Source organism: Acidovorax sp. K2F (genome assembly GCF_025246485.1).
GTDB lineage: Bacteria > Pseudomonadota > Gammaproteobacteria > Burkholderiales > Burkholderiaceae_C > Acidovorax > Acidovorax delafieldii.
The window spans coordinates 65,753-78,198 of sequence record NZ_JAOBSQ010000030.1 but is presented as its reverse complement, the minus strand read 5'-3'; the positions used below and the strand labels follow the sequence as shown (position 1 = coordinate 78,198).

The 12,446-nt window shown below is 63.2% G+C and carries 10 protein-coding genes; all 10 read right to left on the bottom strand.

Annotated elements, in window-relative coordinates; translation table 11 throughout:
- Positions 1-109: 109 nt before the first annotated feature.
- The 10 genes from carB to bamA all read right to left on the bottom strand — a co-directional run bounded on the left by carB (position 110) and on the right by bamA (position 12,443).
- Positions 110-3,355, bottom strand: coding sequence for a carbamoyl-phosphate synthase large subunit (gene carB, locus N4G42_RS09530; RefSeq protein WP_116749504.1), 3,246 nt, complete (start codon positions 3,353-3,355; stop codon positions 110-112).
- Positions 3,355-4,518, bottom strand: coding sequence for a glutamine-hydrolyzing carbamoyl-phosphate synthase small subunit (gene carA / locus N4G42_RS09525; protein WP_260666980.1), 1,164 nt, complete (start codon positions 4,516-4,518; stop codon positions 3,355-3,357). The genes carB and carA overlap by 1 nt, the downstream gene beginning before the upstream one ends.
- 265 nt (positions 4,519-4,783) lie before the next feature.
- Positions 4,784-5,557: an RNA methyltransferase gene (locus N4G42_RS09520; RefSeq protein ID WP_260666979.1), complete on the bottom strand. Its 774-nt coding sequence runs from the start codon at positions 5,555-5,557 to the stop codon at positions 4,784-4,786.
- 20 nt (positions 5,558-5,577) lie between these two features.
- Positions 5,578-6,210, bottom strand: a complete 633-nt coding sequence (rnhB, locus tag N4G42_RS09515) for a ribonuclease HII (protein ID WP_108498900.1) — start codon at positions 6,208-6,210, stop codon at positions 5,578-5,580.
- Positions 6,176-7,339, bottom strand: coding sequence for a lipid-A-disaccharide synthase (lpxB, locus tag N4G42_RS09510; protein ID WP_260666978.1), 1,164 nt, complete (start codon positions 7,337-7,339; stop codon positions 6,176-6,178). The genes rnhB and lpxB overlap by 35 nt, the downstream gene beginning before the upstream one ends.
- A gap of 10 nt (positions 7,340-7,349) precedes the next feature.
- Positions 7,350-8,138 carry an acyl-ACP--UDP-N-acetylglucosamine O-acyltransferase gene (gene lpxA, locus N4G42_RS09505; protein ID WP_056743616.1) on the bottom strand — a complete coding sequence of 263 codons (789 nt, stop codon included), beginning with the start codon at positions 8,136-8,138 and terminating at the stop codon, positions 7,350-7,352.
- A 21-nt stretch (positions 8,139-8,159) separates the two neighbouring features.
- Positions 8,160-8,600, bottom strand: coding sequence for a 3-hydroxyacyl-ACP dehydratase FabZ (gene fabZ, locus N4G42_RS09500; protein WP_056067207.1), 441 nt, complete (start codon positions 8,598-8,600; stop codon positions 8,160-8,162).
- 16 nt (positions 8,601-8,616) lie between these two features.
- Positions 8,617-9,600, bottom strand: coding sequence for a UDP-3-O-(3-hydroxymyristoyl)glucosamine N-acyltransferase (gene lpxD, locus N4G42_RS09495; protein ID WP_260666977.1), 984 nt, complete (start codon positions 9,598-9,600; stop codon positions 8,617-8,619).
- 24 nt (positions 9,601-9,624) lie between these two features.
- Positions 9,625-10,146, bottom strand: coding sequence for an OmpH family outer membrane protein (locus N4G42_RS09490; RefSeq protein ID WP_056067203.1), 522 nt, complete (start codon positions 10,144-10,146; stop codon positions 9,625-9,627).
- The gene (bamA, locus tag N4G42_RS09485; protein ID WP_056067201.1) at positions 10,146-12,443 is read right to left on the bottom strand and encodes an outer membrane protein assembly factor BamA; all 2,298 of its coding nucleotides are present in this window, start codon (positions 12,441-12,443) and stop codon (positions 10,146-10,148) included. The genes N4G42_RS09490 and bamA overlap by 1 nt, the downstream gene beginning before the upstream one ends.
- Positions 12,444-12,446 lie beyond the last annotated feature (3 nt).

The following is a 12,446-nucleotide window of genomic DNA, read 5'->3' as shown; positions in this document are numbered from 1 at the left end:
CACATGGCACATCTACAAAAGGAAACCGCCGCACGTTGCCGCGCGGCGGTGTTAGTTCGGCTGCAATTATGCCGTGTTTGCGGCGGCAAAAGCCACCGCAAAAACCCGGTCAGGCAGCCAGTTGAGCGTGCAGTTCCTGCACGGAATACACGTCGAGTTTGTCCAGGTACTTCATGCCCTCGACGGCCGCCTCGGCACCAAAGATGGTGGTGAAGGTGGTCACGCGGGCCAGCAGCGACGAGGTGCGGATCGCGCGCGAGTCTGCAATCGCATTGCGGCGCTCTTCCACCGTGTTGATGACCATGACAATCTCATTGTTCTTGATCATGTCCACGATGTGCGGACGGCCTTCCGTGACCTTGTTGACCACCACCACCGGGACGCCCGCCTCGGCGATGGCCGCAGCGGTGCCCTTGGTCGCCACCAGGTCGAAGCCGAGCGCCACCAGCTGGCGGGCAATGTCCACCGCACGGGGCTTGTCGTTGTTCTTCACGGTGAGGAACACCTTGCCCGACGTCGGCAGCTTGGTGCCCGCGCCCAGCTGGCTCTTCACGAACGCTTCCCCAAAGGTCTTGCCCACGCCCATCACCTCGCCGGTGGACTTCATCTCGGGGCCGAGGATGGTGTCCACGCCCGGGAACTTGACGAAGGGGAACACGGCTTCCTTCACGCTGAAGTAAGGCGGTGTCACTTCCTTGGTGATGCCCTGCGAAGCCAGCGACTGGCCCGCCATGCAGCGCGCTGCGACCTTGGCCAGCTGGATGCCGGTGGCCTTGGAGACAAACGGCACCGTGCGCGAGGCGCGGGGGTTGACCTCCAGCACGTAGATGACGTCCTTGCCATCCACTTCCTGGATGGCGAACTGCACGTTCATCAGGCCCACCACGTTCAGGCCTTCGGCCATGGCAGCAGACTGGCGCTTGAGCTCGTCCACCGTGGCTTGCTTGAGGTAGTACGGCGGCAGCGAGCAGGCCGAGTCGCCCGAATGCACGCCGGCTTGTTCGATGTGCTCCATCACGCCACCGATGAAGGTCTTGCCTTCGGGGTCGCGCAGGCAATCCACATCGCACTCGATGGCGTCGTTCAGGAAGCGGTCCAGCAGCACGGGCGAGTCGTTGCTCACCTTGACGGCCTCGCGCATGTAGCGCTCCAGGTCGCGCTGCTCGTGCACGATTTCCATCGCGCGGCCGCCCAGCACGTAGCTGGGGCGCACCACCAGGGGGTAACCCAGCGTGGCGGCCTTTTCCAAAGCCTCGGCTTCGGTACGCGCGGTGGCATTGGGCGGCTGGCGCAGGCCCAGGTCGCCCAGCAGCTTCTGGAAACGCTCCCGGTCTTCGGCTGCGTCGATCATGTCGGGGCTGGTGCCGATGATCGGCACGCCTTCGGCTTCCAGGCCCAGTGCCAGCTTGAGCGGCGTCTGGCCGCCGTACTGCACGATCACACCGTGTGGCTTTTCCTTGTCCACGATCTCGAGCACGTCTTCCAGCGTCAGCGGCTCGAAGTACAGGCGGTCGGAGGTGTCGTAGTCGGTCGAAACCGTTTCAGGGTTGCAGTTGACCATGATGGTTTCGTAGCCATCCTCGCGCATGGCGAGTGCGGCATGCACGCAGCAGTAGTCGAACTCGATGCCCTGGCCGATGCGGTTCGGGCCACCGCCCAGCACCATGATCTTCTTCTTGTCCGTCGGCGCAGCTTCGCACTCTTCCTCGTAGGTCGAATACATGTAGGCCGTGTTGGTGGCGAACTCGGCAGCGCAGGTGTCCACGCGCTTGTACACGGGGCGAACGTTCAGCGCGCGGCGTGCTTCGCGCACCGATTTCTCGGTGGTCTTGAGCAGCTTGGCCAGGCGGCGGTCGGAGAAGCCCTTCTTCTTGAGCGTGCGCAGCGTGTCGGCATCCAGCGTAGCCAATGCCGCATCGCCCTTGTCGGCGGCGAGCTGGTCGAGTTCGAGTTCGATCTTCACGATCTCTTCGATCTGCACCAGGAACCACTTGTCGATCTTGGTGAGGTCGTACACCTCGTCCACCGACAGGCCCATGGCAAACGCGTCGCCCACGTACCAGATGCGCTCGGGACCGGGCTCGCCCAGTTCCTTTTCGAGCACTTCGCGGTCCTGGGTCTTTTCGTTCATGCCGTCCACGCCCACTTCCAGGCCACGCAAGGCTTTCTGGAAGGACTCCTGGAAGGTGCGGCCCATGGCCATGACCTCGCCCACGGACTTCATCTGGGTGGTCAGGCGGCTGTCGGCAGTCGGGAATTTCTCGAACGCAAAACGTGGGATCTTGGTGACCACGTAGTCGATCGAAGGCTCGAACGAAGCGGGCGTGGCGCCGCCCGTGATTTCGTTCTTGAGCTCATCGAGCGTATAGCCCACGGCCAGCTTGGCCGCGACCTTGGCAATCGGGAAGCCCGTGGCCTTGGAGGCCAGCGCCGACGAACGCGACACGCGCGGGTTCATCTCGATGACGATCATGCGGCCGTCCTTCGGGTTGACCGAGAACTGCACGTTGGAGCCGCCCGTGTCCACGCCGATCTCGCGCAGCACCGCGAGCGACGCGTTGCGCATGATCTGGTATTCCTTGTCGGTCAGCGTCTGCGCGGGGGCCACCGTGATCGAGTCCCCTGTGTGCACGCCCATGGGGTCCAGGTTCTCGATGGAGCAGATGATGATGCAGTTGTCCGCCTTGTCGCGGACCACTTCCATCTCGTACTCCTTCCAGCCGAGCAGCGACTCTTCAATCAGCAACTCGTTGGTGGGCGAGGCTTCCAGGCCGCGCTTGCAGATGGTCTCGAACTCTTCGGGGTTGTAGGCAATGCCGCCACCGGTGCCGCCCAGCGTGAAGCTGGGGCGGATCACGGTAGGGAAACCCACGGTCTTTTGCACGGCCCAGGCTTCGTCCATACTGTGGGCGATGCCAGAGCGCGCGGAGCCCAGACCGATCTTGGTCATGGCGTCCTTGAACTTCAGGCGGTCTTCGGCCTTGTCGATGGCTTCGGGTGTGGCACCGATCAACTCGACCTTGTACTTGTCGAGCACGCCGTTGCGCCACAGGTCCAGCGCGCAGTTCAGCGCAGTCTGGCCGCCCATGGTGGGCAGGATGGCGTCGGGGCGTTCCTTGGCAATGATCTTCTCGACCGTCTGCCAGGTGATGGGCTCGATGTAGGTGACGTCGGCGGTGGCCGGGTCGGTCATGATCGTCGCAGGGTTGCTGTTGATCAGGATGACCTTGTAGCCTTCTTCACGCAGGGCCTTGCAGGCCTGCACGCCGGAGTAGTCGAACTCGCAGGCCTGGCCGATGATGATCGGGCCGGCGCCAATGATGAGGATCGATTTGAGGTCTGTGCGCTTTGGCATTATTTCTTCTCCATCAGCGCGGTGAAGCGGTCAAACAGGTAGGCGATGTCGTGCGGGCCGGGCGATGCCTCGGGGTGGCCCTGGAAGCAGAACGCAGGCTTGTCGGTGCGCTCCAGCCCTTGCAGCGTGCCGTCGAACAGGCTGATGTGCGTGGGGCGCAGCGTGGCGGGCAGCGAGGCCATGTCCACGGCAAAGCCGTGGTTCTGGCTGGTGATGCTCACGCGGCCGTTGTCCAGGTCCTTCACCGGGTGGTTGGCACCATGGTGGCTGTTGTCCATCTTGAAGGTCTTGGCGCCACTGGCCAGTGCCATGATCTGGTGGCCCAGACAGATGCCGAAGGTGGGCACACCTGCGTCAACGATCTGGCGGGTGGCTTCGATGGCGTAGTCGCAGGGCTCTGGGTCGCCAGGGCCGTTGGACAGGAACACGCCATCCGGCTTCATGGCCAGCACGTCGGCCGCGGGCGTCTTGGCGGGCACCACGGTGAGCTTGCAGCCACGTTCGGCCAGCATGCGCAGGATGTTCTTCTTGACGCCGAAGTCGTATGCCACCACGTGGAAGCGCGGGGCAGCCTGTGTGCCATAGCCTTCGCCCAGCTTCCACTCGGTCTGGTCCCAGGTATAGGTCGCAGGGGTGGTCACCACCTGGGCGAGGTCCAGACCCTTCATGCTGGGCGCGGCCTTGGCAGCCGCCAGGGCTTCGTCGATGCGCGCCTGCGTCACAGCCTCACCAGCCGCCAGGCCCAGGATGGCGCCGTTCTGCGCGCCCTTGTCGCGCAGCAGGCGGGTGAGTCTGCGGGTGTCGATGTTGGCAATGGCCACCGTCTTTTCGCGCACGAGGTACTGCGAAAGCGTTTCGGTGGATCGGAAGTTGCTGGCCAGAAGGGGCAGGTCTTTGATGATCAGGCCTGCAGCATGGACCTTGTCGGCTTCGATGTCTTCCGCATTGACGCCGTAATTGCCGATGTGCGGATACGTCAGGGTGACGATCTGCTGGCAGTAGCTGGGGTCGGTGAGGATTTCCTGGTAGCCGGTGATGGCAGTGTTAAACACCACTTCACCGACCGTGGTGCCGGTGGCACCGATCGAGTTACCGATAAAGACCGTGCCGTCTGCGAGCGCCAGGATGGCGGGCGGGAAGTTTCCCTTGAGAGACAAAAGCACTGGGTTCTCCGGATGGTTACGGTCGCCCGGCGCCTGCAGACCACTCGCACACTCGAAGCGCGATGGTGCCAATGGCTGCTCTCAGATGGGTTGTTGCTTTGGGTGCGGTCGGGCGACGCTGTTGCGAGAAAAGCTCCCGATTATACCCTCCGTCGCTGACACCTCCGCAATGCACGCCTTGCATAACCCTGATACCAACGTCTATGAGCTGCAGGACCAAGACTCACCCCGAGCGCCCATGGCACCGCGGCCGGCATGGGCAGGCTCAGCGCCCTGCTCCGCTCGCGTGCAGGCAGATGGCCGCAGCCGCCGCCACGTTCAGCGACTCCTCGCCACCGGGCTGGGCGATGCGGATGCGCAACGAAGCCCTATCTTCCAGAGCCGGGCTGACACCCTGCCCTTCGTGGCCCATCACCCAGGCGCAGGGCCAGGGCAAGGCGGTGCGGTGCAGGAAATCGCCCGCATGCGAGCTGGTGACCAGCAGCGGCACCTGCAGGGCAACGAGGTCGTCCAGCGCCAGCCCCTCGATCAGGTCCAGCGCGAAATGCGCCCCCATGCCAGCCCGCAAGACCTTGGGCGACCACAGCGCGGCACTTCCCTTGATGGCGGCCACCTGGCGGAATCCGAACGCCGAGGCGCTGCGCAGGATGGAACCCACATTGCCCGCGTCCTGCACCCTGTCCAGCACCACGGTGGGCGCATTGGGCTGGAGTGAAGCCGGTGCGGGCAAGTCCAGGACAAAGCCCATTGAGGCGGGCGACTCCAGCCCGCTCACGTCCGCAAACAGTGCATCGGCAAGGACTATGAATTTTGTAGCTGCGCCAGCATATTCCACCTGCGCTTGTGGCCAAAAGGACTCCGAAAACACCGCCACCGATGCCCGCAGCCCCCGTGCGAGCGCAGCGCGGCACAAATGATCGCCTTCAAGCCAGACACGGCCCTGCTTGCGGTATGCCGTCGTATCCTGGGCCAAACGGCGCAAATCCTTGACGAAGGTGTTATCGCGGGAATGGATGGCGGTCACGGACGAGGAGGTCATGGCAAATTTTCAGCGCGCGGTCAGGATCCGGCGCGCAGGTTCTGGGCCACCGGCGCAAACGAGCGCCGGTGGTAAATGCAGGCACCGTGTTCGCGCAAGGCGGCCATGTGCACGGCCGTACCGTACCCCTTGTGGCCGGCAAAGCCGTACTGCGGAAACTCGTCATGCACCTGCGCGCACCAGCGGTCGCGGTGCACCTTGGCGAGGATGGAGGCCGCCGAGATGGCTGGCACCAGCGCATCGCCCTTGACGATGGCCTCCGCAGGAACGTCCAGCACGGGCAGCCGGTTGCCGTCCACCAGCACCATGGCCGGTTTGAGCCGCAGCCCCATGACGGCACGGCGCATGGCCAGCAGCGTGGCCTGCAGGATGTTGAGCTGGTCAATTTCTTCCACGCTGGCCTCGGCAATGCTGCAGCACAAGGCCTTGGCGCGGATCTCGTCGTAGAGCTTCTCACGCCGCGCGGCCGTGAGTTTCTTGGAATCGGCCAGGCCAGCAATGGGGTGCAGGTCGTCCAGGATCACGGCCGCCGCCACCACCGGCCCGGCCAGGGGGCCACGGCCAGCCTCATCCACGCCAGCCACGAGGCCGGGCGGGTGCCAGGGCAGGCAGGCCTGCTCAGGCAGCGGGAGCGAGGATTTTCTGGATCGCATCGGCAGCCAGTTGGGGGGTGTTGCGCAGCAGGCTCTCGTGCAGCGCCGTAAAGCGCTGCTCCAGGGCTGCAATTTTTCGGGGATCTTGGCGCTTTGCGTCCAGCCAGTCCAGCGTGGCTGCGCAAAGCGCCTGGGGCGTAGCGGCGTCCTGGATCAGCTCGGGCACCACAAACTCGCGGCATAGGATGTTGGGCAGACCCACCCAGGGTTGCAACTGCTTGCGGCGCATGAGCCACCAGCTGAGCGGGTGCATGTGGTAGCCGATGACCATGGGCCGCTTGAAGAGCGCGGCCTCCAGCGTCGCGGTGCCGCTGGCAATCAACGTGGCATCACACGCTGCGAGCACCGTGTGCGACTGGCCCGTGGTGATTTGCAAGGCATCGCCCAGACCGCACGCGCGCGCCAACTGCTCGATGCGATCACGCAGTGCGGGCACTGCAGGCACTATCAATTTAATAGCTGGTCGCGCTTGAAGTACTAGCGCTGCAGCCTCAAAGAATGGCTGGGCAATGTACTGGATCTCGGAGGAGCGGCTCCCAGGCAGGATGGCCAGGACTTCGTCCTCATCCTTCAGGCCCAATTGCGCACGCGCTGCTGCACGGTCCGGCACCATGGGAATCACGCCCGCCAGCGGGTGACCTACGTAGGTGGCGGCAATGCCGTGCTGCGCGAGCAGCTCTGGCTCAAACGGGAAGATGCACAGCACATGGTCCGCGCTGCGGCGGATCTTGTCGACGCGATCCGCACGCCAGGCCCAGATGGACGGGCACACGAAATGCACGGTCTTGATGCCCGCAGCGCGTAAATCGGCCTCCAGTCCCAGGTTGAAATCGGGAGCGTCCACGCCGATGAACACGTCGGGGCGGTCCTTGAGCAGGCGTTCGCGCAGTTGTTTGCGAATGCCCAGCAGCTCGCGCAACCGGCGCAGAACCTCCATGCTGTAGCCGTGCACTGCCAGCTTGTCGCTGGGCCACCAGGCAGTAAAACCGCGGCGCGCCATCTGCGGCCCGCCAATGCCGCTGGATTGCAGCCCGGGCCAATGCGCCTGCATACCATCGATGAGCAAGCCCGCCAGCAAGTCGCCCGACGTCTCGCCCGCCACCATGGCGACGCGGGGGGAATCTGCCATCGCCAAGCCCTCAGCGCGCAATGCCGCGCGTGGCGTCGGCCAGGAACCGCTCCATCATCGCCGCATCGTCACCGGCCTGCGGTGCGGACTGCGCCAACTCTGCAATAGCGGCACGCGCGGCCTCCAGCGTCAGGCCCTGCCGATAAATCAGCTTGTGCATCTGCTTGACCGCGGCAATGCGCTCGGCCGAAAAGCCACGGCGGCGTAGCCCCACCACGTTGTAACCGCGCACGGCCAAGGGGTTGCCATCCACCAGCATGAAAGGCGGCACGTCCTGCGACACTGCGCTGGCAAAGCCCACCATGGCGTGCGCACCAATCTTGACGAACTGGTGAATGCCCGTGAGTCCGCCCACCGTTACCCAGTCGCCCAGGTGCACATGCCCTGCCAGCGTGGTGTTGTTCGCCAGCGTGGTGTGGTTGCCCACATGGCAATCGTGCGCGATGTGGGTGTACGCCATGATCCAGTTGTCATGGCCCACAGTGGTGATGCCGCCGGCCTGGGGCACGCCCAGGTTCAGCGTGCAGAATTCGCGGATGGTGTTGCGGTCACCGATGACCAGCTCGGTCGGCTCGCCTGCGTACTTCTTGTCCTGCGGGATGGCGCCGATGGAGTTGAACTGGAAAATGCGGTTGTCAGCGCCAATCGTGGTGCGCCCATCGATCACGCAATGCGCGCCAACTGTGGTGCCCGCGCCGATGGACACATGCTCGCCAATGACCGTGTAGGGCCCCACCGTGACCGTAGGGTCCAGGCGGGCGCCGTCCGCAACAATGGCTGTGGGGTGAATATTGCTCACGATCCAACAGGCCTGAACCGGTCAACCGACGTTGCGCATGGTGCACATGAGTTCGGCCTCGCAGGCCACCTCTTCGCCCACGCTCGCCACGCCCTTGAACTTCCAGATGCCACCGCGCACGCGGTCGATGGTGATGGTCAGGATCAACTGGTCGCCGGGCTCCACAGGGCGCTTGAACCGCGCGCCATCGATACCGACAAAGTAGTAAATGTTGTTTTCATCGGGCACCTTGCCCATGGCATCGAACGCCAGCAGGCCCGCAGCTTGGGCCAGTGCTTCCAGGATCAACACGCCCGGCATCACCGGACGGCCAGGGAAATGCCCCATGAAATAGGGCTCGTTGAACGTGACGTTCTTGATGGCCTTGATGCGGGTGTTGCTCTCTAACTCGATCACCTTGTCCACCAGCAAAAACGGGTAGCGGTGGGGCAGTTGTTTGAGAATTGCGTGAATATCCATCATCGAGTTGTTCTTCCGTTCATGCTGCCTTGAGGGCCAGCTCCAGCGCCTTGATGCGCTCGCGCAGGCTGTGCAATTGTTTGAGTGTGGCAGCGTTTTTTTCCCAGCGCGCATTGTCGTCGATGGGGAACATGCCGGTGTACTGGCCAGGCCGCGTGAGAGATCGGGTGACCACCGTCGCGGCCGAGATGTGCACGTTGTCAGCCAGCTCCAGGTGCCCCAACACGATGGCACCACCGCCCACCGTGCAATGCGCCCCGATGGTGGCGCTGCCCGCCACGCCTACACACCCAGCCATGGCCGAGTGCTTGCCGATGCGCACGTTGTGCCCGATCTGGATCAGGTTGTCGAGCTTCACGCCGTCTTCGATCACCGTGTCCTGCAGCGCACCCCGGTCGATGCAGGTGTTGGCGCCAATCTCGACGTCATCTCCAACGCGCACGGCACCCAGTTGCTCGATCTTGACCCACTGCCCGTTTTCCGGCGCAAAACCGAAACCATCAGCGCCAATGACCACGCCCGCATGGACGATGCAACGCGCGCCGATGCTGCAGCCCTCGCCCACGGTGACGCGCGACTTGAGCACGGTATCTGCGCCCACCGAGGCCCCCCGTTCGATCACGCACAGAGGACCGATGGTGGCCGAGGGGTGGACCTGCGCCGAGGGATCAACCACTGCGCTGGAGTGCACACCGGACGTCCGCGCGGGTGTATTGCGCTGGCGCCACAACTGGGTGGCGCGGGCAAAGTACACATACGGGTTGTCGGCCACGATGCATGCGCCGCGCTCCAATGCGGTATCGCGCATGGCAGGCGCCACAATGACACAGGCCGCCCGGGAGGCGGCCAGTTGCTGTTGGTAGCGGGGATTGCTCAGGAAACTGAGGTCTCCCGGACCCGCAACCTCCAGTGGCGCAATGCGGGCGATGACGGTTTCCCGCGCACCTCCTTCCAGCGAACCACCGAGCGCATCAACAATGTGCCCGAGAAGCAAGCTGCTCACGCGCCACCTGTCTTGCGCAGCGGCTTACTTGGCTGCAGCAGCGGCATTCAGGGCCTTGATCACCTTGTCGGTGATGTCGTGCTTGGGGTTGATGTAGACGGCCTCTTGCAGGATCACGTCGTATTTTTCGGCCTCGGCCACCTGCTTGACCACCTTGTTGGCGCGTTCGAGCACTTGCGACAGCTCTTCGTTCTTGCGGGCGCTCAGGTCTTCCTGGAATTCACGGCGCTTGCGCTGGAAGTCGCGGTCCTGGTCCACCAGCTGGCGCTGGCGCGCGGTGCGTTGGCTCTCCGCCATGGTGGGTGCTTCACGCTCAAACTTGTCGCTGGCAGTCTTCAGGGTGTTGCCCAGGTCCACCAGTTCTTTCTCGCGACGGGAGAACTCCTGCTCCAGCTTGGCCTGCGCAGCCTTGGCTGTGGTGGCTTCTCGGAAGATGCGATCAGTGTTGACGAAACCGGCTTTGAACTCTTGCGCTTGTGCAGGGGCTGCGATGGCAACGGTGCCGAGCAGCAAGGCCACGGAGAGATGGCGAGAAAAGGATTTCATTAGAAAGACGTTCCAATCTGGAATTGCAGTTTCTGGATTCTATCGCCGGCGAACTTGCGCACTGGCTGCGCAAACGCCAAACGCAAGGGACCGAGCGGCGAAATCCAGCTCAGCCCCAGGCCCACGGAGGCACGCATGTCACTGAAGGTAACTTTGTCGTTCTCGCCGTACACATTGCCCACGTCCAGGAACGTGAACACACGCAGGGTCCGGTCATTGCCAGCACCCGGGAAAGGAGCAATCAGCTCGGTGTTCAGCGTGATCTTCTTGGGCCCACCCAACGAGGCCCCGGTCACATCACGTGGTCCCAGGGTGCCCTGGTCGAAACCACGCACCGAGCCCAGACCACCCGAGTAGAAGTTCTTGAATACCGGGAACGGACGGCCGTTCAAGCCCTTGCCATAACCGGCCTCGCCGTTGAACGCAATGGTGAAGCGCTTGTTGAGGGGGATGTACTGCTGGTACTGATAGTTGGCCCGCACGTAGCGTGCATCGCCTGCCACAGACCATTCGGAATTGAGGCGCTGGTACCGGCCGGAGTTGGGCGCCAAGGCGCTGTCCCGGTCGTCACGGGACCAGCCCACAGTCAATGGAATCGAGGTGCTGCTGTAGCCGAACTTGTCTGCGTAAAACAGGTAGGTGGCCGGGATGTTCGTGCCGGGCTTGATGCGGGTCTGCTCCAGCCCACCGCCAAAGAACACCGTGTCGGTCTCACTGAAAGGCACGCCAAAACGCACGGAGGTCCCGGTGGTGACCAGCTGGTAATTGCCCCCCTGGTCTTCATAGGGCTTGTCGGTGCGGTAGTACACATCGAGCGTGCGCGAGATGCCTTCGGGCGTGAAGTACGGGTTGGTGGTGCTGAACACCAGTGTGCGCCGGTACTTGCTCGTGTTGACGTCGATGCCCAGGTAGTTGCCCGAGCCAAAGATGTTTTCCTGCTTTATACCGAACGAGAGAGACGCTTTTTCGGCGCTGGAAAAACCCACACCCAGTTGCAACGAGCCGGTGGGCTTTTCTGCCACGTTGATCACCAGATCGACCTGGTCGGGCGAGCCGGGCACTTCCTGGGTTTCCACGTTCACTTCCGTGAAGAAGCCCAAACGGTCCACGCGGTCGCGGGACAGGCGGATCTTGTCGCCGTCGTACCAGGAGGCTTCGTACTGGCGGAACTCACGGCGAATGACTTCGTCACGCGTGCGGTTGTTGCCACTGACGTTGATACGGCGCACGTAGGCGCGGCGTGCTGGTTCGGCTTGCAGCACAAAATTGACGCGATTGTTCTCGCGATCAATTTCGGGCACAGCCTCGACGCGGGCAAATGCAAAACCAAAGCGGGCAAAGTACTCGGAAAACGCCTTGGTAGTTTCGGTCACCTGGTCCGCGTTGTAGGGCTCACCGGGGCGGATGGTCACCAGCGACTTGAACTCGTCCTCGCGGTCCAGATAGTTGCCTTCGAGTTTCACGCCCGACACCACATACCGTTCGCCTTCCGTCACATTGACAGTGATGGAGATGTCCTGCTTGTCCGGCGAGATGGCGACCTGCGTCGAGTCCACACGGAACTCCAGGTAGCCGCGCTGCAGGTAATACGAGCGCAGGGTTTCAAGGTCGGCGTTGAGCTTGGTGCGCGAGTAGCGATCGGACTTGGTGTACCAGCTCAGCCAGCCCCCCGTGTCCTGGTCGAACAGGCCCTTGAGCGTCGATTCACTGAACGCCTTGTTGCCCACGATGCGCACTTCCTTGATGCGTGCGGGCTCACCTTCCGTGATCGTGAAGGTCAGGTTCACGCGGTTGCGCTCGATGGGTGTGACCGTGGTCACCACCTCCGCGCCGTACAGGCTCTTGTTGATGTACTGGCGCTTGAGCTCTTGTTCGGCGCGGTCGGTGAGCGCCTTGTCATAAGGACGCCCTTCCGTCAGGCCCACTTCGCGCATGGCTTTTTTGAGCGCATCTTTGTCGAATTCACGGGCACCGGCAAAGTCCACGTCGGCGACAGTGGGGCGCTCTTCGACCACCACCACCAGAACGTTGCCGCTGGCCTCCAGGCGCACATCCTTGAAGAGTCCCAGACCGAACAGCGCACGAATTGCTGCGGCGCCTTTTTCGTCGTTGTAGTCGTCACCCACCCGCAGGGGCATGGATGCAAACACGGTACCCGGCTCCACACGCTGCAAGCCCTCCACGCGAATGTCCTGCACCTTGAATGGCTCCAGAGCCCATGCCGCATTGGCGGCAAAAATCATGGCTGCAACGGCCGATGCGGTACGCACGCCCAGGCGATTGATGTGTTTTTTCATGAA